This window comes from Pseudomonas entomophila, assembly GCF_023277925.1.
Lineage (GTDB): Bacteria > Pseudomonadota > Gammaproteobacteria > Pseudomonadales > Pseudomonadaceae > Aquipseudomonas > Aquipseudomonas entomophila_D.
Map to the genome: position 1 here is coordinate 1910159 of NZ_CP063832.1, position 21329 is coordinate 1931487.

Annotated in this window: 19 protein-coding genes and 2 pseudogenes; 16 read left to right on the forward strand and 5 right to left on the reverse strand. The window is 64.5% G+C overall.

The window, feature by feature from the left end; all coding sequences use genetic code 11:
• The first annotated feature begins 507 nt into the window (after nt 1-507).
• Entirely contained in the window at nt 508-1569 is a 1062-nt protein-coding gene (locus tag IM733_RS08145; protein ID WP_248920384.1) for a 3-deoxy-7-phosphoheptulonate synthase, read from the forward strand.
• Between the two features lie 93 nt (nt 1570-1662).
• Here the strand turns inward: IM733_RS08145 and IM733_RS08150 are convergent, their stop codons facing one another.
• Nucleotides 1663-4527 carry an Ig-like domain-containing protein gene (locus IM733_RS08150; protein WP_248920385.1) on the reverse strand — a complete coding sequence of 955 codons (2865 nt, stop codon included), beginning with the start codon at nt 4525-4527 and terminating at the stop codon, nt 1663-1665.
• 161 nt (nt 4528-4688) lie between these two features.
• Between IM733_RS08150 and IM733_RS08155 the strand changes: the two genes are divergently transcribed.
• From IM733_RS08155 to IM733_RS08200, 10 genes are all read left to right on the forward strand, one after another.
• Nucleotides 4689-4970 (forward strand): peptidylprolyl isomerase, encoded by a 282-nt coding sequence (locus IM733_RS08155; RefSeq protein ID WP_248920386.1) that lies wholly within the window; start codon nt 4689-4691, stop codon nt 4968-4970.
• A 13-nt stretch (nt 4971-4983) separates the two neighbouring features.
• On the forward strand, nt 4984-6900 hold the full coding sequence (locus IM733_RS08160) for an extracellular solute-binding protein (RefSeq protein ID WP_248920387.1): 1917 nt from the start codon (nt 4984-4986) through the stop codon (nt 6898-6900).
• Nucleotides 6897-7955: a microcin C ABC transporter permease YejB gene (locus IM733_RS08165; RefSeq protein ID WP_248920388.1), complete on the forward strand. Its 1059-nt coding sequence runs from the start codon at nt 6897-6899 to the stop codon at nt 7953-7955. Before IM733_RS08160 ends, IM733_RS08165 begins: the two co-directional genes overlap by 4 nt.
• Nucleotides 7955-8971 (forward strand): ABC transporter permease, encoded by a 1017-nt coding sequence (locus tag IM733_RS08170; protein WP_248920389.1) that lies wholly within the window; start codon nt 7955-7957, stop codon nt 8969-8971. The genes IM733_RS08165 and IM733_RS08170 overlap by 1 nt, the downstream gene beginning before the upstream one ends.
• Before the next feature lie 69 nt (nt 8972-9040).
• Complete coding sequence (locus IM733_RS08175; protein ID WP_248920390.1) at nt 9041-10429, forward strand: sigma-54 interaction domain-containing protein; 1389 nt, start codon at nt 9041-9043, stop codon at nt 10427-10429.
• Nucleotides 10430-10793: 364 nt separating this feature from the next.
• Entirely contained in the window at nt 10794-12185 is a 1392-nt protein-coding gene (locus IM733_RS08180; RefSeq protein ID WP_248920391.1) for a GntP family permease, read from the forward strand.
• A gap of 11 nt (nt 12186-12196) precedes the next feature.
• A complete protein-coding gene (gene hbdH / locus IM733_RS08185) occupies nt 12197-12967 on the forward strand; it encodes a 3-hydroxybutyrate dehydrogenase (RefSeq protein ID WP_248920392.1) in 771 nt (256 codons plus the stop codon).
• Between the two features lie 43 nt (nt 12968-13010).
• Nucleotides 13011-14963 carry an acetoacetate--CoA ligase gene (locus IM733_RS08190; RefSeq protein ID WP_248920393.1) on the forward strand — a complete coding sequence of 651 codons (1953 nt, stop codon included), beginning with the start codon at nt 13011-13013 and terminating at the stop codon, nt 14961-14963.
• A 142-nt stretch (nt 14964-15105) separates the two neighbouring features.
• A complete protein-coding gene (locus IM733_RS08195; protein WP_248920394.1) occupies nt 15106-15381 on the forward strand; it encodes a peptidylprolyl isomerase in 276 nt (91 codons plus the stop codon).
• A gap of 93 nt (nt 15382-15474) precedes the next feature.
• A complete protein-coding gene (locus IM733_RS08200; RefSeq protein WP_432760399.1) occupies nt 15475-15945 on the forward strand; it encodes an autotransporter outer membrane beta-barrel domain-containing protein in 471 nt (156 codons plus the stop codon).
• On the opposite strand, the gene IM733_RS08205 is transcribed toward IM733_RS08200, so the two are convergent.
• Entirely contained in the window at nt 15901-16524 is a 624-nt protein-coding gene (locus tag IM733_RS08205) for a LysE family translocator (RefSeq protein ID WP_248920395.1), read from the reverse strand. The two genes, IM733_RS08200 and IM733_RS08205, sit on opposite strands and share 45 nt — an antisense overlap.
• A 132-nt stretch (nt 16525-16656) precedes the next feature.
• On the opposite strand from IM733_RS08205, the pseudogene IM733_RS25700 reads away from it, so the two are divergent.
• Nucleotides 16657-16764, forward strand: a pseudogene (locus IM733_RS25700) (LysE family translocator); the annotation flags it as partial.
• Here the strand turns inward: IM733_RS25700 and IM733_RS08210 are convergent.
• On the reverse strand, nt 16742-17437 hold the full coding sequence (locus IM733_RS08210; RefSeq protein WP_248920396.1) for a metallophosphoesterase: 696 nt from the start codon (nt 17435-17437) through the stop codon (nt 16742-16744). The pseudogene IM733_RS25700 and the gene IM733_RS08210 overlap by 23 nt on opposite strands.
• Nucleotides 17438-17511: 74 nt before the next feature.
• Between IM733_RS08210 and IM733_RS08215 the strand changes: the two genes are divergently transcribed.
• Nucleotides 17512-18024 carry a DUF3016 domain-containing protein gene (locus tag IM733_RS08215; protein WP_248920397.1) on the forward strand — a complete coding sequence of 171 codons (513 nt, stop codon included), beginning with the start codon at nt 17512-17514 and terminating at the stop codon, nt 18022-18024.
• A gap of 2 nt (nt 18025-18026) precedes the next feature.
• Here the strand turns inward: IM733_RS08215 and IM733_RS08220 are convergent.
• Both IM733_RS08220 and IM733_RS08225 read right to left on the reverse strand, forming a co-directional pair.
• Nucleotides 18027-18143 (reverse strand): annotated as a pseudogene (locus IM733_RS08220) (DUF2867 domain-containing protein); the annotation flags it as partial.
• A 70-nt stretch (nt 18144-18213) separates the two neighbouring features.
• The gene (locus tag IM733_RS08225) at nt 18214-18714 is read right to left on the reverse strand and encodes a methylated-DNA--[protein]-cysteine S-methyltransferase (protein ID WP_248920398.1); all 501 of its coding nucleotides are present in this window, start codon (nt 18712-18714) and stop codon (nt 18214-18216) included.
• Nucleotides 18715-19318: 604 nt separating this feature from the next.
• Between IM733_RS08225 and IM733_RS08235 the strand changes: the two genes are divergently transcribed.
• The 3 genes from IM733_RS08235 (at nt 19319) to IM733_RS08245 (ending at nt 21318) form a co-directional block, all read left to right on the forward strand.
• Nucleotides 19319-19576 (forward strand): hypothetical protein, encoded by a 258-nt coding sequence (locus tag IM733_RS08235; protein ID WP_248920399.1) that lies wholly within the window; start codon nt 19319-19321, stop codon nt 19574-19576.
• A gap of 91 nt (nt 19577-19667) precedes the next feature.
• On the forward strand, nt 19668-19994 hold the full coding sequence (locus IM733_RS08240; RefSeq protein ID WP_248920400.1) for a DUF2388 domain-containing protein: 327 nt from the start codon (nt 19668-19670) through the stop codon (nt 19992-19994).
• Between the two features lie 598 nt (nt 19995-20592).
• The gene (locus IM733_RS08245) at nt 20593-21318 is read left to right on the forward strand and encodes an META and DUF4377 domain-containing protein (protein ID WP_248920401.1); all 726 of its coding nucleotides are present in this window, start codon (nt 20593-20595) and stop codon (nt 21316-21318) included.
• The last annotated feature ends 11 nt before the right edge of the window (nt 21319-21329 follow it).

Genomic DNA, 21329 nt, shown 5'->3' on the forward strand with positions numbered 1-21329 from the left:
GCCAAGGCCAAGGTGCAGTAAGCTCGGGCTCATTCACTGGAGAGCAACATGTCGAAACAAACCTGCAACCACACAAACCACACCGGTCGCACCGCGCGCCCTGTGCTGGCCGTTGCCGGTCGTAACGCCGTTGCCAGCTTTTATTTTGGGTATTGGTTTAGCCACTAGGCGCCGCTGATACTCAACCGGCGCCCACCTTCGAGGGGCCGCCGAACATGAGAATACTCAAACCCCCGGTCGGCTCCCCGACCGGGGGTTTTGCTTTTCCAGGCCAACGAAAAACACCGATTCAGACTGAGGACCGATTCATGAACTACGCCACCTACGCCTACGCAAACACCTACACCTGGCGATTTAGCCAATCCCGTTCGGGCCAGCCTGCCGCCTCCGTTCGGTCGATTTCCGGTGGCAATGCCGCACAACAAGCCCATTTGACGACCAGTCGAACACCTCGATAGGGCCGACCGCGCGGGCCAGAACCCGCCGTCCGCCCAGGGAAGCACACGCATGCAAGCCACCAATCTCGCCCTGCCCCTGACTCAACCGCAAGCGGCCAACACCACCGTCAGCCAGCGCTTGCCCAGCCCGCACCTGCTCAAGCAGCAGATGCCGATGACCACCGAACTCGCCCAGCAAGTCCAGGCTCACCGCCAGGCAATCCGCGCCATCCTCGAAGGCCGCGACGAACGCCTGTTGGTGGTGGTCGGGCCGTGCTCGATCCACGACCCGCGCTCGGCCCTGGAATACGCCGACCGCCTGGCCGCCCTCAGCCGCGAAGTCGATGACAAGCTGCTGCTGGTGATGCGCGCCTACGTCGAGAAGCCCCGCACCACCGTGGGCTGGAAAGGCCTGGCCTACGACCCGCGCCTCGATGGCAGCGACGACATGCACGCCGGCATCGCCCTGTCCCGTGGCCTGATGCTGAGCATGCTCGAACGCGGCCTGCCGATTGCCACCGAGTTGCTGCAACCGATGGCCGCCGGCTACTTCGACGACCTGCTGGGCTGGGCCGCCATCGGCGCGCGCACCACCGAGTCGCAGATCCACCGCGAGATGGTCAGTGGCCTGGAGTTGCCCGTGGGCTTCAAGAACGGCACCGACGGCGGCATCGGCATCGCTTGCGACGCCATGCGCAGCGCCGCCCACCCGCACCGGCATTTCGGCATGGACGCGCAAGGCTACCCGGCGATCATCGAGACCCTGGGCAACCCAGACACCCACCTGGTGCTGCGCGGCGGCCACAAGGGCCCGAACTACGACACCGCCAGCATCGCCCAGGCCCGCCAGGGGCTGGCCAAGGCCGGGTTGCAGGCGCGGATCATGGTCGATTGCAGCCATGCCAACAGCGGCAAGGACCCTGCGCGTCAGCCGGCGGTGTTCGACGAGGTGCTGGCGCAGCGGTTGGCCGGGGATCGTTCGATCGTCGGGGTGATGCTCGAAGGGCACCTGTTCGAGGGTTGCCAGGCGCTGGGCAAGGGGGCGTTGAAGTACGGGGTGTCGATTACTGACGGGTGCCTGGGGTGGGGCTCGACCGAGGCCCTGCTGCGTGAAGCGGCTAAGCGGTTGTGATAGCTGGTAGGTGAAATTAACGTCGATGTTCAGTGGTAGAGCACCCGCATTGCGCCTTGACGCAATACGGGTGCCTTGATTACAGAGAGTCAGTTACAACGGTTTGAACACAACTCCGTTCATGGTCGCATTGTGGGCAGCGCTGGCGGGGAGCCAATAATGAACGTCGTTACCGCCATAGTTCCAGAAGTGATAACCTTGCGGAGGCTGGTTATACACCCAGGTATGGTAGGTGAACGGCTGGCTATAGACCCGTCGGATGTCATTAACCTGGGCCCCGGTGATCGTCGATGCACCGGAGACACTCGCCGCCCAGTTACTGAATTGCGTCGGGGTTATCCGTGCCGTGTTGATCACCGCGGTGAAGACATTGGTGACTTGAACGGGATAAGACACCGTACTGCTTCCATCAGTTACCGAAATTGTCGCGTTTCCGTTCCTGTTCCCCGTCACTTTCCCTTGTGCAGTTACCGAAGCCACGGCTGCATTGCTTGAAGTGTAGGTGTAACTGTTTCTTCCACCCGTCGCGGTTCGTACCGCCGTGTTGCCAATCGAGTCCAATCCGGTCCTTGGACGCCCTGCAATCTTCACCGAAACTCCGTTCAGTACCATGGTGTTGGTGTCGATGCTCAACACCGCGTTCACATTCAACCGCAAAGGGTTGGAGAAGGCAAAGTCATCCTGGCCATGTCGCTTGCGCTGATAACGGACGATGACATCCTTCCCGACATTGGCAAGCACCACGCTGCGCGGCACATTGAAAGTCAAGGTGCCGATCTGGTCGACCGTCTGCACCTCGCTCTCGAAACCCGGGGCACCGTCGAACACCAACCGCACCTGATCCAACGGCAGCATGCCCTGGTACGCCACCGTGAAGGTCGCCCCCGGCGTGAGCGGCACCCGGGCCGGGTCAAGGACCCCATTTTCAGCCTCCTGCGACACCGGCGGGACTCTGTCCCAGGGTGTATCGGCCGAGGCGATAATCAGTGTCGCAGTGCCCGACAAACGCACGCCACTGCCGTTGCGAACCGTGTAGAACACCTGAATGACTTGACCCAGGCCTGCCTCCACAACGCCTGTCGGTACGCTGAAGGCCATGGGCACACCGGCGTCCGCAACCTGGACATCAGTGAATGTGGCCGCCACCGTGCGCCCGATCCAGCTCAAGGTCACCCGGTCTTCGTTCTGCAGCAGCGCGGGAATATTGACGGTAGTCGCCCCTGGCCGCAGCAGCCCGTTCTGCGCGCCCACCACGATCGGTATCTGCAGCAGGTCCACCTGCTCGCCCACCAGCAAATGCAACGCCTCGGAGGACTGCCCGCCAGCCCCCGCCTGAACAACGTCGTAGCTGACCCTGAGGTTGCCACCGGTCAGCAACGCGAACTGGTCAGCCACCGTGCGCTCCATGCGGCCCAGGTTCGCCTCATTCTGCGACACCCGTGCCAACGGCACTGTCCGTTCGATCACGCCAGTCGACGAACGCCCACTCAGGACCAGCTGTGCGCGATCGCCCAGGTTCATACCCGGCCACGCAATCGTAGCGGTGATCGCCGCCAGGTTACCGGGTAACAGATTACCCACCGCTTCAACCACCTCCGGCGCCGGCAGGCGCTGGACCTTGCCTTGTACCGTCAACGTATTGCGCCGTGAGCGCCAGACCATTTCGCCATTGCGATACACCTGGTAGCTGACCCGCAACTGCCCATTCGCCCCCCTTACCAAGTCGGCGTTGGGAATCGTGCCAAAGCGATCCCCTGGGTACGGTTCACTGACTGTCCGCTGAATGATGATGTCGGGCAGCGTAACCGTGAAACGCTGACCATCGACCGTAGTGATCTCGTAGATGAACCGCAACTTGTCGCCCAACAGAATGATCGGGCGCATGACGTACACCTGCATCCGTGCATCCCGCGAGCCCACCTCGTCCAACGACAGCTGCCCCTCATGGATCTCGTCACCGATCAGAACCTGGGGAGACTCCAGCAATGAACCATCATCGAACTCAGGCAGCAGTTCGAGCACACCAGACCATTTCTCCGAGAAGTTCTCGACCTCGTCATGCACCCGCCAGACCACATGCACGACCTCCAGATCCTTGATCGGCTCCAGCAGTCCAACATCGATCAGGAAACTGACGGGGTTGTCGACCTCCCCTTCTTCCAGCGTATGGGTGAAGTAGACACCGCCCACGCTCAGGGTAATGACATCCCGCACCCGCATCTGCGGGTACGCATCGAGGGTGACCGGAATCTGCAGTCCAGGCGTCAGCGCCTCCGGCAGCACCAGCTGCGCGGCATGCAGCTCCGAATGCCAGGCTTCGTCGGGCTTGCGGTCCGGGCCACCAGGCAAGGTATCTTTGTAGAATACTGTCAGCTTCACCGAGTCTTCCGTGTTCTGCGAAGCCACACGGGTGACCCGCACATACCACTGGGCGAAACCGGTGACAGCTCGCTCGATGGGTACGTTGGAAGTGATATTGGCACCCGCCTGCGCCTGTTCTGGCGAGACCACTTCGGTGCGCACGGCAATCGGGTTGGGTTGCCCAGCCGGGTGCCAGAACAGCTCGATGCTGTCCCCCGCGCTCATGTTGTCGTAGGCTTGCAGGGTCACTGGCAGCCCGGTGACCGGGCTGACGTGCACGGCGGCGCGGTTGAGCCCGAAGTGCGCGTCCACCACCGGCGCGCGGGCCCCGGTCGGGAAGGCCGGGCGCACCGCCATGGTCCCCGAGCCCGCGATGCCGCTGTTCAGATGGAAGGCCTGGTTGAAATCCTCCACCCCCTCCAACACCCGCTTCGGCTCCGGCTCGGGGGCAGCCACCGTGGGCATCATTGAACCTTCGCCGCCAGGCAGCGGCGCAAGCTCACCCGGCGGTTCGCCCTGCCCGCTGTCGGGTACCACCGGGGTCACCTGGTCAATCGGTACTTCGCCACCCAGTTTATTGAAATCTTCGAGATCCATGAATGCTGCCCACCGTTTGAGGAGCGCCAGTGCTCATCGCCTAATGTCCTTGCTGGCGGTGGCTGCCACAACTGGCAAAAATGACAGGTCCGCCACAGCGCCTCACTGCGCAACACCCACTTTTAAGCTACCCTGTGCCTTTCCACTCAAGGAGTTACCCCATGGCCCGCGCCACCGCCCGCCACATCCTGGTTGCGACTGAAGACCAGTGCAACGAACTCAAAGCACAAATCGAAGCCGGCGCCGACTTCGCCGAAATTGCCAAAGCAAACTCCACCTGCCCCTCCAGCCGCCAGGGCGGCGACCTGGGCTCGTTCGGCCCGGGCCAGATGGTCCGTGAGTTCGACACGGTGGTGTTCAGCGCGCCGCTGAACGTCGTGCAAGGTCCGGTGAAGACCCAGTTCGGCTACCACCTGCTGGAAGTGACCAGCCGTCAGGACTAAGTCATCGCAGACGATGACTGGCCTTGTAGGAGCGGATTCATCCGCGATAGCGCCGGGACAGGCAATGCCGTTGCCTGGGAAGACGCTTTCGCGGATGAATCCGCTCCTACAGGGCCTCTGTGGCCTGATGCTGTCGTGCATGGCCAACGCCGCCCCGACCCACGCCCTCACCGTCTACGGTGAAGCCCCCCGCTACCCCGAACGCTTCCAGCACTTCGCCTACGTCAACCCCGACGCCCCCAAGGGCGGCAGCCTGCGCCGCTCGGCCCTCGAGATCGGCCAGTTCGACCATGTCCTGCCCTACATCGACAAAGGCATCGGCGTCAGCCAGGTCGATGGCTGGCTGTACGCGCCCCTGGCGCTGCGTTCGCTCGACGAGCCTTACACCGTCTATGGCCTGATCGCCCGGCGCATGGAGCGTGGCCCGGATGATGCCTGGCTGCGTTTCGACATCGACCCGCGCGCCACCTTCGCCGATGGCAAGCCGGTGCGCGCCGAAGACGTGCGCTTCACCTTCGAACTGCTGATGAGCAAGGGCAGCCTCAAGTACCGTACCCAGTTCGCCGACGTGGCCGCGGTGACCGTCGAAGGCCCGTTGCGAGTGCGCTTCGACTTCAATAAGCCCCACGGCCGCACCTTGGCGCTCGACCTGGCCAGCCTGCCAGTGCTGCCCGAGCACGACTGGCAACAGCGCGACTTCGCCAATGGCGCCGGCTTCGACAAGCCGGTGGGCAGCGGCCCCTACCGCATCGAGCGGATCGACAACGGCCGCAGCATCACCTTCGAACGCGACCCAAACTGGTGGGCGAAAGACCTGCCGGCCACGCGTGGCCAGTACAATTTCCAGCACCTGCGCATCGAGTACTTCGGCGACACCGAGGTGGCGCGGCAAGTGCTCAAGGGCGGCGGCTACGACTACAACCGCGAATTCTCCGCCACCGCCTACACCCTCGGTTACAACGGCGCGGCCCTGGATGACGGGCGCCTGCAGCGCGCCCAGCTCGGCCCGGCCAAGCCCCAGGTCGCCCAGGGCTTTGTGTTCAACCTGGACAAGCCGCCGTTCAAGGACCGCCGCGTGCGCCAGGCCCTGGCCCTGCTCTGGGACTTCGAATGGAGCAACCGGCAGATGATGCGCAACCTGTACGTTCGCCAGCAAAGTGTGTTCTCCAACACACCACTGGCGGCGCGCACGCTGCCCGACGCGGGCGAGCTCGAGCTGCTCGAACCGCTGCGTGGCCAGGTGCCCGACGAGGTCTTCGATCACGTGTTCAGCGCCCCCGTCACCGACGGTTCGGGCCTCATCCGCCCGCAACAGCTGCAGGCCCTTGCCCTGCTTGATGCCGCAGGCTGGCACCCGGACGGCGACCGCCTGGTCAACGCGCAGGGCGAACCGCTGAGCTTCACCTTCCTCAACGGCCAGTCGGGCATGGAGCGCCTGCTGCTGCCCTGGAAGCGCAACCTGGCGCAGATCGGCATCGAGCTGAACATCCGCAACGTCGACGCGGCGCAGTACGTCAACCGGCTGATGGCCCGCGACTACGACATGATCGTCACCGGCTATCCGGTGACCCTGTCGCCGGGCAGCGAGCTTTACAACTACTTCGGTTCAGCGGCGGCCAACGACCCGGGGTCGAACAACCAGATGGTGCTCAAGGACCCGGCCGTGGACCACCTGATCGATGGGCTGGTACGCGCCAGCACCCAGGCCGACATGCTGCGCCACGCCCATGCCCTGGACCGGGTCCTGCAATGGAACTACTACTGGATCCCCAACTACTATCCGCCCGGCAGCTCCACCGTGTGGTGGAACCGCTTCGGCCTGCCCAAGGTGCAGGCTACCTATGACGAAGGCCTGGACACCTGGTGGGAAGTCAGCCCCACGGCGCTGACCAACCAGCAGATGGACGCGCTGCGGAACACTTCACCATGACCGCCTACATCCTGCGCCGCCTGCTGCTGATCATCCCCACGCTGCTGGCGATCCTGCTGGTCAACTTCGCCATCGTCCAGGCCGCGCCGGGCGGCCCGGTGGAGCAGGCGGTGGCGCGCCTGCAAGGGCTCGGCGGCGGCGCGCCGGGCGCCCGGGTCGAGGCCGTGCACAGCGAGTCCCGCGCCACCCGGGGCCTGGACCCGAAACTGATCGAAGAGATCAAGCACCAGTACGGTTTCGACAAGTCGGCCCCCGAGCGCCTGTGGCTGATGCTCGGCCAGTACGCCCGGCTGGACTTCGGCCAGAGCTTCTTTCGCGGCGCCAAGGTCACCGAGCTGATCGTCGAGAAATTGCCGGTCACTCTGTCGCTGGGCTTCTGGGCGACCCTGATCACCTACCTGGTGTCGATCCCGCTGGGCATCCGCAAGGCCGTGCGCCACGGCAGCCGCTTCGACGCCTGGAGCAGCGCACTGATCGTGATTGGCTACGCCCTGCCCTCGTTCCTGTTCGCCCTGCTACTGATCGTGCTGTTCGCCGGGGGCACCTCACTGAACTGGTTCCCGGTGCGCGGGCTGGTGTCGGACGCCTTCGACCAGCTCAGCCTGCTGGGCAAGCTCGCCGACTACTTCTGGCACCTGGTGCTGCCGGTGGGCGCCCTGGTGATCGGCGGCTTCGCCACCCTCACGCTACTGACCAAGAACGCCTTCCTCGACGAGATCGCCCGCCAGTATGTGGTCACCGCCCGGGCCAAGGGCCTGAGCGAGCGCCGGGTGCTGTACGGCCATGTGCTGCGCAACGCCATGCTGCTGGTGGTGGCCGGCCTGCCCCAGGCGCTGATCACGGTGTTCTTCGCCGGCTCCCTGCTGATCGAGGTGATCTTCTCCCTCGACGGGCTTGGGCGCATGAGCTATGAGGCGGCGGTGTCACGGGACTACCCGGTGGTGTTCGGCACGTTGTTCATTTTCACCTTGGCCGGGTTGCTGATCCGCCTGGTCGGTGACCTGTGCTACACCGCGCTCGACCCGCGCATCGACTTCGACACGAGGGCGCATTGATGCTCTCGCCCGTTTCCCTGCGCCGCCTGCGACGCTTTCGTGCCAATCGCCGGGGCTGGATCTCGCTGTGGCTGTTCGCAGGTCTCTTGCTGCTGAGCCTCGGCGCCGAGCTGGTCGCCAACGACAAGCCGTTGCTGCTTTCGTACAAGGGTGAGTTCTACACCCCTGCGCTCAAGCGCTACACCGAGCAACAGTTTGGCGGCCAGCTGCCGTTCCAGCCCGACTACCGCAGCCAGTACGTGCGACAGCTGATCGAGCGCCAGGGTGGCTGGATGCTGTTCGCGCCGATCCCGTTCAGCGCCGACACCCCCAACTACGACTTGCAGGTGCCGACCCCAAGCCCACCCAGCGCGAGCAACTGGCTGGGCACCGACGACCAGGGGCGCGATGTGCTGGCCCGGGTGCTGTACGGCACTCGCGTGTCGTTGCTGTTCGCCTTCGCGTTGACCGTGCTCAGCGTGCTGATCGGCGTGACCGCCGGCGCCCTGCAGGGCTACCACGGCGGCTGGGTCGACCTGCTTGGGCAGCGTTTGCTGGAGGTGTGGTCGGGGTTGCCGGTGCTGTACCTGCTGATCATTCTGTCCGGTTTCGTCGAGCCAGATTTCTGGTGGTTGCTGGGGATCATGGCGCTGTTCTCGTGGCTTGCCCTGGTCGATGTGGTGCGCGCCGAGTTTCTTCGCGGGCGCAACCTGGAGTACGTGCAGGCCGCGCGGGCACTGGGCTTGCCGGACACCCAGGTGATGCTGCGGCATATCCTGCCCAACGCCATGAACGCGACGCTGACCTACATCCCCTTCATGCTCACCGGGGCGATCACCACCCTCACCGCGCTGGACTTCCTTGGCTTCGGCATGCCGGCCGGCAGCGCCTCGCTGGGCGAGCTGGTGACCCAGGGCAAGCAGCACCTGGAAGCACCTTGGCTGGGGTTCACCGCATTCTTCGCCCTGGCGCTGATCCTGTCGTTGCTGGTATTCATCGGCGATGCCCTGCGCGAGGCGTTCGATCCACGCCGATAGGCGCCGGCCTTGCCGGTGTTCGCGGCTGAAGCCGCGCCTACACATTCACTTCGATTGGGTTTCGCGACCATGCACGACAACCTCAAGGACTACCCCCAAGTCCGCCAACTGGCGATCCGCTCGCTGTTCGAGATCATCGAGCAGTCCAGCGAGGGCACGGTGATCGTCGACCGCCAGGCGCGCATTGTCTGGATGAACGAGCGCTACGCCCGGCGCTTCGGCTTGCCAGATGCCGCCAGCGCCATCGGCCAACCTTGCGAGGCGGTGATCCCCGGCAGCCTGATGCGCGAGGTGGTGAACAACGGCAAGCCGATCCTGCTGGACATGCTCGACACCCCCAACGAGCCGCTGGTGGTGATGCGCCTGCCGATCCACGACGATCAGGACACATTGATCGGCGCCATCGGCTTCGCCCTGTTCGACGAGTTGCGCAGCCTGTCACCGCTGCTCATGCGCTATTCGAGCATGCAGCAGGAGCTGGCCTCGACCCGCTCGCAACTGCGCGCCCGCCAGGCCCGCTACAGCTTCGCCCAGTTCGTCGGCAGCAGCGCCGCGTGCCTGGAGGCCAAGCGCCGCGCACGCCGGGGCGCGACCAGCGACTCACCGGTGCTGCTGCTGGGTGAGACCGGCACCGGCAAGGAGCTGCTGGCCCATGCCATCCACGCCGCCTCGCCCCGGGCACACAAGGCGTTCGTCAGTATCAACAGCGCGGCGATCCCCGAGACCCTGCTCGAAGCCGAGTTCTTCGGCACCGCCCCCGGCGCCTTCACCGGCGCCGAGCGCAAGGGCCGCAGCGGCAAGCTGCAGCTGGCTGAAGGCGGCACGCTGTTCCTCGACGAGATCGGCGACATGCCCCTGGCGTTGCAGAGCAAGCTGCTGCGGGTGCTGCAGGAAAAAGAGTACGAACCGGTGGGCTCCAACCAGATGCTGCGCAGCGACGTGCGCATCATCGCCGCCACTTCCATCGACCTGCAGGCGGCCATGGCCCGTGGGGCGTTCAGGGCCGACCTGTATTACCGGTTGAATGTGCTGCCGATCGAGGTGCCGCCGTTGCGTGAAAGGCTGGAGGACTTGCCGGCGCTGTGCGAGGCGATCCTCGCCGAGCTGGGCAGCCAGTACGAGCTGGACGCCGAGGCCCAGGCGCTACTGGGGCGCCATGCCTGGCCGGGGAACATTCGCGAGCTGCGCAATGTGCTGGAGCGGGCGACGTTGCTGGCGGACCAGCCGCGCCTTGGGGTGCAGGAGTTGATGAGTGCATTGGGGCCGTTGAGCCCAGTGGCGGTCGAGGCCACCCAGCTGGACTATCGCGAGGCGTGCGCACGGTTCGAACGCGACTTGATCGTGGATTGCCTCGCGCAGCATGCCGGGAATGTGCCGAAGGCCGCACTGGCAATGGGGCTGGGGCGATCGACGCTGTACAAGAAGATGGTGGCGCTGGGCATTCAGTCTCAATATTGAGATTTGTGTTTCTATTTTGAGATGGTTATCTGGAGAGCTGTAGCGCCTTTGCAACCGAGCGCCGCTCAAGCGGCGCATCGCGGATGAATCCGCTCCTACAGATGACCGAAAAGCCCAGTAAACCTGGCCTTACAGGTGAGGCACATTGCAACACACGTAGGAGCGGATTTATCCGCGATACGCCGCGCGGGCGGCGCTCGATCTTGAACGCGCAACAACGCTGCTGCCAGGCCAAAAGTCTCAAATTCGAGACTTTATGCGCTTAGCTCTTGGTTTTACCTAATAAAATCAACAACTTAACAATTGGCACGATTCCCGCTATCTCCCCAGCAACCATAAAAACAACACCCTGGAGACCCCCTCGATGACCGTGCTCATCGCCCTGGCTGCCCTCGCCCTGCTGATGCTCGCCGCCTACCGCGGCTACAGCGTCATCCTGTTCGCCCCCATCGCCGCCCTCGGCGCCGTGCTACTCACCGACCCGGCCGCCGTGGCCCCCGCGTTCACCGGGGTGTTCATGGAGAAGATGGTCGGCTTCATCAAGCTGTACTTCCCGGTGTTCCTGCTCGGCGCCGTGTTCGGCAAGCTGATCGAGTTGTCCGGCTTCTCGCGCTCGATCGTCGCCGCCGCCATCCGCCTGCTCGGCACCCGCCAGGCCATGCTGGTGATCGTGCTGGTCTGCGCCCTGCTCACCTACGGCGGTGTGTCACTGTTCGTGGTGGTGTTCGCCGTCTACCCGTTCGCCGCCGAGATGTTCCGCCAGAGCAACATCCCCAAGCGCCTGATCCCGGCGACCATCGCCCTGGGCGCGTTCTCCTTCACCATGGACGCCCTGCCCGGCACCCCGCAGATCCAGAACATCATCCCCAGCACCTTCTTCAACACCACCGCCTGGGCCGCGCCCTGGCTGGGGCTGATCGGCACGCTGTTCGTGTTCTGCACCGGCATGCTCTACCTGCAGCGCCAGCGCAACAAGGCCCAGCGCCGCGGCGAAGGCTACGGTAGCGACCTGCGCAACGAGCCGGAGACCGCCGACGACCTCGCCCTGCCCAACCCCTGGCTGGCCCTGGCGCCGCTGATCCTGGTGGGAGTGATGAACCTGCTGTTCACCCATTGGATCCCGCAGTGGTACGGTGCCAGCCACACCCTGCAACTGCCGGGCATGGGCGCGCCGGTGCAGAGCGACGTGGCCAAGCTCACGGCGATCTGGGCGGTGCAGGCGGCGCTGCTGGTGGGCATTTTGCTGGTGCTCGTGTGCGCCTTCGGCACCATTCGCCAGCGCCTGGCCGAAGGCACCAAGAGCGCGGTGGGCGGTGCACTGCTGGCCGCGATGAACACCGCCTCGGAATACGGCTTCGGCGCGGTGATCGCCTCGCTGCCAGGCTTCCTGGTACTGGCCGACGCCCTGCGCGGCATCCCCAACCCGCTGGTCAACGAAGCCATCACCGTGACCCTGCTGGCCGGCATCACCGGCTCGGCCTCCGGCGGCATGAGTATCGCCCTCGCCGCCATGAGCGACAGCTTCATCGCCGCCGCCAACGCCGCGCACATTCCCCTCGAGGTGCTGCACCGGGTCGCGGCCATGGCCAGCGGCGGCATGGACACCCTGCCGCACAACGGCGCGGTGATCACCCTGCTGGCAGTGACCGGGCTGACCCACCGCGAGGCGTACAAGGATATTTTCGGTATTACCCTGATCAAGACCCTGGCCGTGTTCGTGGTCATCGCCACGTTCTACGCCACCGGCATCGTATGAAGGAGAACGGCATGACGCTCAAAGGCAAGACCGCACTGGTCACCGGTTCCACCAGCGGCATCGGGCTGGGCATCGCCCAGGTACTGGCCGAGGCCGGCGCGAACATCCTGCTCAACGGCTTTGGCGACCCGGCACCGGCCATCGCCGAGATCGCCCGCCACGGCGTGAAGGTCGCCCATCACCCCGCCGACCTGTCCGACGTGGCGCAGATCGAGCAGATGTTCACCCTCGCCGAGCGCCAGTTCGGCGCGGTGGACATCCTGATCAACAATGCGGGTATCCAGCACGTCGCGCCGGTCGAGCAGTTCCCGGTCGAGGCTTGGGACAAGATCATCGCCCTCAACTTGTCGGCAGTGTTCCATGGCAGCCGCCTGGCACTGCCGGGCATGCGCGCACGCGCCTGGGGGCGCATCGTCAACATCGCCTCGGTGCACGGGTTGGTGGGGTCGACCGGCAAGGCCGCCTATGTGGCCGCCAAGCATGGCGTGGTCGGCCTGACCAAAGTCATCGGGCTGGAGACTGCCACCAGCAACATCGCCTGCAACGCCATCTGCCCAGGCTGGGTGCTGACCCCGCTGGTGCAGAAACAGATCGACGATCGTGCCGCCAGCGGCGGCGACCCGCTGCAGGCGCAGTACGACCTGCTGGCCGAGAAACAACCTTCCCTGGCCTTCGTGACGCCCCGCCACCTCGGCGAGCTGGTATTGTTCCTGTGCAGCGAGGCCGGCAGCCAGGTCCGCGGCGCCGCCTGGAACGTAGACGGTGGCTGGCTCGCCCAGTGAAGGTGGGCCGTGCGGCTCGATCCCCTATGCAGTGGAGGTTCCCATGAACGATGTACTCTGGCGCCCCAGTATGTCCCGGATCGAAGCCAGCCGGATGGACGCCTTCCGCCGCCGGGTCAACCTGCGTTTCAACCTCCAGTTGGACGACTACGCAGCCCTGCACCGCTGGAGCATCGAACACCCGTCACAGTTCTGGCAGACCCTCTGCGAGTACTTCCACGTCCGTTGGCATAGCCCCCACACCCACGTGCTGGAAGACCGCCCACGGATGGCCGACACCCGCTGGTTCACCGGCGCCACGCTCAACGTTGCGGAGCATCTGTTGACGCGGCGGGATGATCGCCCCGCCGTGATCGCCGTGCGTGAGGACGGCAACCGTCGGCAGCTCACTTACAACGACCTCGCCAGCCAGGTTGCCGGCTTGCAGCGAGCTTTCCGGCAAGCCGGCATCCAGCCTGGCGACCGCATTGCCGCCGTGATGCCCAACACCTGGGAAACCCTGGTGGCCATGCTCGCTGCCACCAGCCTGGGCGCGGTCTGGTCAAGCTGCTCGCCCGAATTCGGCACCCACGGCATCATCGACCGTTTCGGCCAGATCGCCCCTCGATTGCTGATCGCCTGCGCCGGCTACGAGTACGCAGGGAAATCCATCGACCTGGTGGAGAAGATCAACCAGGTCGTCACGCAACTACCGAGCCTGGAAACGTTGCTCGTCGTGCCCTACACGCGTTCGAACACCCAGGCCAGCGAGTTCACGCACGCCAATGCCCGGCTGTGGCGCGATTACTTCCAGCCCGGTGGTGCCCCGACCTTCACCGCGTTGCCCTTCGACCACCCGCTGTACATCCTCTACTCCAGCGGCACCACCGGCGTGCCCAAGTGCATTGTCCACCGCGCCGGTGGCGTGCTGCTGCAACACCTCAAGGAGCACGGCCTGCACAACGACCTCAAGGCCGACGATGTGCTGTTCTACTACACCACCTGCGGCTGGATGATGTGGAACTGGCTGGTGAGCGGGCTGGCGCTCGGGGCCACCGTGGTGTTGTATGACGGTTCCCCCTTCCACCCCGGCCCCCAGCGCCTGCTCGACCTGATCGACGCCGAAGGCATCCAGGCCTTCGGCACCAGCGCCAAGTACCTGGCGGCGCTGGAACAGGCCGGGGTCGAGCCGGCGAAGTCCCATCGCCTCGACAGCCTACGCCTGCTGCTCAGCACCGGCTCGCCGTTGTCGCCGCACAGCTACGACTACGTGTACACCCGGGTGAAAGCCGATGTGTGCCTGGCGTCCATGTCCGGTGGCACGGACATCGTCGCCTGCTTCGTGGCGGGCAACCCGCTGCTGCCGGTGCGCCGTGGCGAAATCGCCGGCAAGGCGCTGGGCATGGCGGTCGAAGTGTGGAACGAGCACGGCAAGCCGGTGATCGGCGAGAAAGGCGAGCTGGTCTGTACCCAGCCGTTCCCGTCGATGCCACTGGGTTTCTGGGGTGACGCCGATGGCAGCCGCTACCACGACGCCTATTTCAGCCAGTTCGAAAACGTCTGGTGCCAGGGTGACTACGCCGAGGAGAATGCCAACGGCGGCCTGGTGATCCATGGCCGCTCGGATGCCGTGCTCAACCCCGGTGGGGTACGCATCGGCACCGCGGAAATCTACCGCCAGGTGGAAAAGGTCGAGGAAGTGGTGGAAAGCGTGGCCATCGGCCAGGACTGGGGCAACGACGTGCGCGTGGTGTTGTTCGTGCGCCTGCGCGACGGCTTGCAACTGGACGAGGCCCTGCGCCAGCACATCCGCCAGGTGATCCGCCAGTACGCCACGCCGCGCCACGTGCCTGCCGTGATCGCCCAGGTCACGGACATCCCGCGCACCCTCAGCGGCAAGTTGGTGGAATTGGCGATCCGCAACGTGGTGCATGGCCTGCCGGTGAAGAACACCGATGCCTTGGCCAACCCCGAGGCGCTGGAGCAGTTCCGCGATCGTCCGGAGCTCAAACTGTAGGAGCGGCTTCAGCCGCGATGCAGGCAACGCTGTGCCTGGCCCCCGCTTCGCGGGTGATCGCGGCTGAAGCCGCTCCTACAAAGGCCATCGTCAGGCATAATGGCGGCCTCCCTCTGCCGTCCCGAAGTACAGGTACCTCACAATGAAAGCCCAAGCCCGCCACATCCTGGTCAAGACCGCTGACGAAGCCGAGAAGCTCAAGCAGCGCATCGCCAACGGCGAGGCCTTCGACGTGCTGGCGAAGAAATTCTCCACCTGCCCCTCCGGCAAGCGTGGCGGCGACCTGGGCGAAGTGCGCCCAGGCCAGATGGTCGGCGCCATCGATCAGGTGATCTTCAAGAAACCCCTGCGCGTGGTACACGGCCCGATCAAAAGCAAGTTCGGTTATCACCTGGTGCAGACGTTCTTCCGCGACTGATCGCACCTTGCCACCTGGCATTTCTGCCCGTTGTCCCATACCAGGCGTTTATCTACAACTCAGGCAAGATCGCAGCCGCCTAACCACGCGACTGTGACGGCGTTCACCGCAGGCCAGAAAGCAACAGTACGCAACGCAGGGTTGATCGACCTGAGCACTGGCAACGATGCCCAGGGGCGTCTCACCCTGAACGGCGACTACCTGGGCGACAACGCCACACTGCGGCTCAACAGCGTGCTGGCGGGTGACGAGGCGGTCTCCGACCGCCTGGTGGTGGGCCTGGGTAGCATTACCGGTAGCACAAGGCTGCAGGCCAACAATCTCGGCGGCGCAGGCGCAGCCACGGCGGGCAACGGCATCCAGGTCGTGGAGGCCCGCGAGGGCGTCCCCAGCAGCGACACGGCATTCGTTCAAACCCAGACACGCTCGGCCGGCGCCTACGACCATCGTCTGTTCAAGCAACCTGGACAGCCGCCAGCAGGAAGCCAGCGGCATGAACCTGGGGGTACGCTGGCAACTCTAGCGGCGGGCCGCCAGCAGCCCCAGCCCGGCGACGCCCAGTAGCGAGGCGCTGACCCGGTTGAACATCCGGCGCGGTGCGGGGCGCTCGAACCAGCGCTGCAGGTAGGCACCCAACCCAGCGTAAATGGCGATGGCCGCCCACTCCAGCAGCAGGAACAGCACACCCAGTTGCAGGAACTGCTCGCTGACCGGGACGCTGCCACCCACGCTGACGAACTGCGGCAGGAAGGCGGTGAAAATCAGAATCGCCTTCGGGTTGCCGGCCGCCACCCAGAACTCCTGGCGTGCCAGCTTCCAGGTACCCCGCGGCTGCTCCCCCGTCACCTGTGCCTCCCCCACCGGCGCGCGCCACAGCTGCCAGGCGATGTAGAACAGGTAGCCCGCGCCCAGCACCTTGATCGCCAGGAACAGGTACTCGCTGGTATGCAGCACCACCGCCAGCCCCATGGCGGCCAGGGCGATCATGCCGCTGAACGCCAGCAGGCGCCCGCCACCGGCCACGCAGGCGGTGCGCAGGCCGTAGCGGCTGGCGTTGTGCAGCGACAGCAGATTGTTCGGCCCCGGGGCCATGTTCAGGGCAAAGCAGGCGGGGATGAACAGCAACAGGCTCGACAGGTCCATTCTTCTTCTCCTTCAAGGACCACGGCAGCGTCGCGCCCGATCCGGGCTTGCGTCAAGCACAGTCATACGGCAAATGGCCGCAACAGTCGCCAGCGATGACACTGCTGCCGTCCCCCGATAGCCCTGGCCTACCAGGTACCGCGCCGGTTCGCGCGGCTGCTGCCGTGGCTTGAGCGGGCGTCCGGAATGAGGCTGATCCTGCTGGCAGGCGGCGTGATCATTCACCTGGCATGGGGCTGACCAGTGTCAGCGATGCGAGGTCGAGCAAGCTGAAGTGACCACTGCCCCAGCCGCCGGTATCGAGGTGCCAGACGTTACCCAGCACTGTCATCCTGCGCAGCGGCGTATGCCCGACCACCAGGGCGCGCAGCCCTTCGACCCACTGCTCGTCGCCTTCCCTCAGCCGCCGCCGCGACCACTGGCAGATTTCCCGTACATCAGGATCATCGTCGTTTTGCAGGCTCTTCTTCAGTGCCGCCCAGTCACTGAACGGGCTGTCGGCATGCAGCAGGCCAATCGGCCCATGGACGGTTTCGACCTCCAGCGCGATGGGCATCGTCAGGAAGGCTTCCACGAACGGCTCCTGCTCGTGCTCCGGCAGGTCGATAAACCAACCGCCCCCCGCTGCACGGTACATGTCCAGGTCGACCCGCCCACCGCACAGGTGGTTGATCGCCAGTGTCTCGTGGTTGCCCTGCACCGCATGGAACCAGGGTTCGGCCAGCCATTCCAGGGCGCTCTCGCTGTCAGGCCCTCGGTCGACCAGGTCACCCACGCTGAACAGGCGATCGACCCGAGGATTGAAACCCACGTCCTCCAGGCAAGCTTGCAAGCGCTGGAAATGCCCGTGGATATCGCCCACGGCCAGGTCGCGCCCGCGGGTGTTGGCGGCTATCCGCCGATAACGGCTCATTGCATCGTCCTCTGCGACTTCCCCGGTACAGGCGTAAAATGGTCAGGCAAGCCGCCCACACCCGGAGGTGCAGCATGCGTACCACCCTGGCCTGTGCCGTACTGATGGTGCTGGCATTTGACAGCATGGCACAGGGCACCCCGGCCGCACAGGTCGAGGTGCAATTCGAACACCCGGAGAACTTCCGCGATGCCAGCCTCGACAGCGCAGGCTACGAGCAAGGCGCCGAGACGCAAGTGATGCAGGCCATCACCACACACCTGCAGAAACTCGGCCAGCGCTACCTGAAACCCGGCCAGCAGTTGGTCATCGATATCCGTGACATCGACCTGGCGGGGCGTTTCGAGCCCTGGCACAACCACGCCTACGATGTGCGCTTCATGCGTGACATCACCTGGCCCAGCATCGACCTGGTCTACACCCTCACCCAACCTGGCCATCCAGCCCTTCAGGCGCAGGAGCACCTGAGCGACAAGATGTACCTCAGCCGCCCTGGGCGCCAGGCCAACGGTGATCGCCTGTTTGCCGAGAAAGCCATGCTCACCGACTGGTTCCGCCAGCGCTTCGCCCAGTTGCCGCCCTCCTGAACTCAATCGCGCAAGCGGGCCAGCGCCAGCGGCGCGATCAGTCGGTGGAACGGTGCCACAGGCAACATGTAGAGCCGCCCCAGCAGGTTATGGGTGCGTACCACCGTGCTCATCGCCACTACGGCCTGTTCGCCGGGACACTGCTTACCATCCTGCTGGGATTGCTCTGCACCTGGTTCGGTTGAACCCTCAGAAGTCCAGTGCCAGGCTCTGTCGCCCTTCCAGCGCCAGCAGGAACTGTTTGGCCGGCAGCCCACCCGCGAAGCCGGTGAGGCTGCCGGACGCCCCGATCACCCGGTGGCAGGGGGCGATGATCGAGATCGGGTTGCGCCCGTTGGCCGCGCCAACCGCCCGTACCGCGTCAGGTTTGCCGATCTGCCGGGCGATGTCGCTGTAGCTGCGGGTCTCACCGAAGGGGATGGTCAGCAGTGCCGCCCAGACCTGGCGCTGGAAATCGGTGCCGGCGAAGTCCAGCGCCAGTTCGAAACACTGCCGTGTGCCGGCGAAGTACTCGCCCAGTTGGCGGGCGGTTTCACGCAGCACAGGATGATGATCATCGCGGTGCAACTCGCCCAGCCGCACGCGGTTGCTGCGCTCATGCTCCCAGAGCACGGCGGCCAGGCACTCGCCACGGGCCACCAGGGTGAGGGTGCCGACGGGGGAAGACTGCAGCGTGAAAGCGTTCGACATGGCGGGCTCCTGCCGTGAAAAAGCGATGGCCCACTCTACGCATCCCTTCGCGGCGATGCATCCGCATTCTTGCCCGCTTCTTCATGCCTGGGCTCCCCCCCGGCCCAGGCATGGCAAAAGGACTAGGCCCGCGAACACATGAGCGCGGCGTCGAGCAGGCGCCCCTTGTCGTACCAGGCATCGCGCTGGTAGGCGAGGAACTTGCACTGCCGATCCACCTGCCGCATCTCGACCAGGCCGGAGGTTCTGTGGGGGCGGTGCTGTCGACGAAAAACTCAACCGTGTTGTGGCTTTGCAGCAGGTAAATCTTCGCGCCACCTTGCAACTCACCCTGTACACAGCCCAGATATTGCGGCGGGTTCTTTGCGGTCATGCCGGACGTGTAGTCATGCCCCGCGCGAACATCCGTGTTGTTCGCACAACCGCCCAGCAACAGGCTTGAAGCACTGACCAGCAGCAACACCTTGAGACCGCTTGACTCTCATTGAGCATTTCATGGACCGCGCCGCTGGTCTGCCATGCCACTTGGGTCAGCGAAACAGGCGTCTACTGATGGGCAGGCCCTGTGGCACGACCAAGAAGACACCCCCCGAGGTGCACGCCCATGAAACACATCCATAAGTTGGTGCAGCAACGTCGTCGACAATTGCACGTGCATATGTCGCCCAGCGGCTTGCAACACACACCAGACGAAAGCTGGCCTATGTCGGCACGCAGTGCCCCGGCGCAGGAAGGTCGCAAGGTCATGGATAAAAGACCTGCACTCGAAGCGCTCGAGCATGGACTGAACAACATAGCCAGCCTGCACGACGCTACATTGACCACTCGAAAAGTAAAATCCGCGGCCGCTGTACACACCTGAGCGTGATGCCGTCAGGTTCTTTATTGTCAGTGAGTACGCCAGGTTTGCTATCGTGGCGCCTCATAACTTTGGCAGCACGGAAGCAGCACGCATGGCGGCATGGAAAACCCTGGTCATTGCCCTCCTGGCAACGATCAGCGCACAGGGTTTGGCGAACGAAAAAAACGGAACATACGAGGGGGTCATGTTGATGATAACGATACTCCCTTTCACTCCCTTGACAGCAACCACCGCGCTTTCCGAATCGGCGAAGGACAACTTCAAACCCGCCAAGGCCGACGCACTCACCTTCATTGGCTCAGGGGGCGAGATACGAGGGGCGCAGTTCGAGCAGGCCGTCCGTTACTATCACGCTGCCTACGCCCCTGCGCCCATGACGGATGATCAGCTGGCCCTCGCGATAGTGACGGCATTCTGAGCCATGGCTGCCCACTGCCAAGCGCCCCGCTACCGCCTGCACAACCAGCCCGGCAGTACCCCAGGCTCTTGCACACCTCGTCAAGTTCGATCGAATGGCTTTGAGGCTGGCCCAACTCTTCCTCGATCGTCATCGTCCTAACCTCGTTGAATGAGTTCAAAGTGCCAGATGGCGCTGTGAAGTGTCGAAGATTGCACAGGATGCTCAAGGCCGATTTGCGCCATCGCACGTGCAGCACACCACCCGCCTTCATTTGATTCAACGACTTGCAACGCGATGCATCCTGAAAGATTTAGCAACATTCCCAGATCGCCAGATCGCCAGGTCCCTGAAACTGAACGTGACGGATGCTGTCTGTTTGCCATCGGTCACGACTGAGGTCGCCCGACCCGGCGGGCCAGACAGGATCCACGTCCTGGCTCGCTTCCAGAACGGCCTCGACTTCCCGGCTTACCCGCGCGCCCCTCTGCGGGGCTGCTACCCCTTATCAAGGCTGAAAGAGCGAACCATGAAACACAACATTCTCCTTGTTGCCGTCTGTGCAGCCCTGCTTCAGGCGTGCACCCCGGCTACCACTTCCCCTGAAGGGTCGCCGTCCATGCCCACCCCCTCCTCGTCCGTCGCTGGCCAGCCTGCACTCTCGGCCTACTACTGGAACCTGGTATCGGCCAACGATGCTTCAGGCAAGCCCATCGCTGGCCTGGACAATGGCTTCGAACGCAAGCTGCGGCTGAACTTTTTCGACAGCAAGCTGAACATCAGCGGCGGCTGCAACACCCAATTCGGGGGTTACAGCTATCAGGACGGTGTACTGAAGGTCCAGTCGCTCGCCTCGACCCTGATGGCCTGCGACAAGCGCCTGATGGATGGGGACGCCCCGATTGGTCGCCTGTTCAAGGGTGACCTGCGCACAGCCATCACCGGCGCCGCCCCTGAACCGGTGCTGCAGCTGACCACCCAGGACGGCTCGGTGCTGAAGTTCCAGGGCGAAGCCACCCCAGAGACCCGCTACGGCAGCAAGGGCGAGATCAAGTTCCTGGAGGTGGCCGCCAAGCCCGTCAAATGCAGCCACCCGCTGATCCCGAACTACCAGTGCCTGCAAGTGCGCGAGCGCCGTTATGACGACGCCGGCCTGCAATTGCCGACCCAGGATGCCTGGCATCCGCTGTACCAGTCCATCGAGGGCTATGAGCACCATGATGGCGTACGTACCGTGCTGCGGGTGAAGCAGTACGCGTGGAAGAACCCGCCCGCCGACGCACCGTCGCAAGTCTATGTGCTGGACCTAGTGGTCGAGCAGGACGCCTCGGGCAAAGGCAAGTAAGCACCACCCAA

Coding starts and splice junctions, on each gene's coding strand:
- IM733_RS08145 (WP_248920384.1), top strand. CDS start 508: ATGCAAGCCACCAATCTCGCCCTGCCCCTGACTCAACCGCAAGCGGCC.
- IM733_RS08150 (WP_248920385.1), bottom strand. CDS start 4,527: ATGGATCTCGAAGATTTCAATAAACTGGGTGGCGAAGTACCGATTGAC.
- IM733_RS08155 (WP_248920386.1), top strand. CDS start 4,689: ATGGCCCGCGCCACCGCCCGCCACATCCTGGTTGCGACTGAAGACCAG.
- IM733_RS08160 (WP_248920387.1), top strand. CDS start 4,984: ATGACTGGCCTTGTAGGAGCGGATTCATCCGCGATAGCGCCGGGACAG.
- IM733_RS08165 (WP_248920388.1), top strand. CDS start 6,897: ATGACCGCCTACATCCTGCGCCGCCTGCTGCTGATCATCCCCACGCTG.
- IM733_RS08170 (WP_248920389.1), top strand. CDS start 7,955: ATGCTCTCGCCCGTTTCCCTGCGCCGCCTGCGACGCTTTCGTGCCAAT.
- IM733_RS08175 (WP_248920390.1), top strand. CDS start 9,041: ATGCACGACAACCTCAAGGACTACCCCCAAGTCCGCCAACTGGCGATC.
- IM733_RS08180 (WP_248920391.1), top strand. CDS start 10,794: ATGACCGTGCTCATCGCCCTGGCTGCCCTCGCCCTGCTGATGCTCGCC.
- hbdH (WP_248920392.1), top strand. CDS start 12,197: ATGACGCTCAAAGGCAAGACCGCACTGGTCACCGGTTCCACCAGCGGC.
- IM733_RS08190 (WP_248920393.1), top strand. CDS start 13,011: ATGAACGATGTACTCTGGCGCCCCAGTATGTCCCGGATCGAAGCCAGC.
- IM733_RS08195 (WP_248920394.1), top strand. CDS start 15,106: ATGAAAGCCCAAGCCCGCCACATCCTGGTCAAGACCGCTGACGAAGCC.
- IM733_RS08205 (WP_248920395.1), bottom strand. CDS start 16,524: ATGGACCTGTCGAGCCTGTTGCTGTTCATCCCCGCCTGCTTTGCCCTG.
- IM733_RS08210 (WP_248920396.1), bottom strand. CDS start 17,437: ATGAGCCGTTATCGGCGGATAGCCGCCAACACCCGCGGGCGCGACCTG.
- IM733_RS08215 (WP_248920397.1), top strand. CDS start 17,512: ATGCGTACCACCCTGGCCTGTGCCGTACTGATGGTGCTGGCATTTGAC.
- IM733_RS08225 (WP_248920398.1), bottom strand. CDS start 18,714: ATGTCGAACGCTTTCACGCTGCAGTCTTCCCCCGTCGGCACCCTCACC.
- IM733_RS08235 (WP_248920399.1), top strand. CDS start 19,319: ATGAAACACATCCATAAGTTGGTGCAGCAACGTCGTCGACAATTGCAC.
- IM733_RS08240 (WP_248920400.1), top strand. CDS start 19,668: ATGGCGGCATGGAAAACCCTGGTCATTGCCCTCCTGGCAACGATCAGC.
- IM733_RS08245 (WP_248920401.1), top strand. CDS start 20,593: ATGCCCACCCCCTCCTCGTCCGTCGCTGGCCAGCCTGCACTCTCGGCC.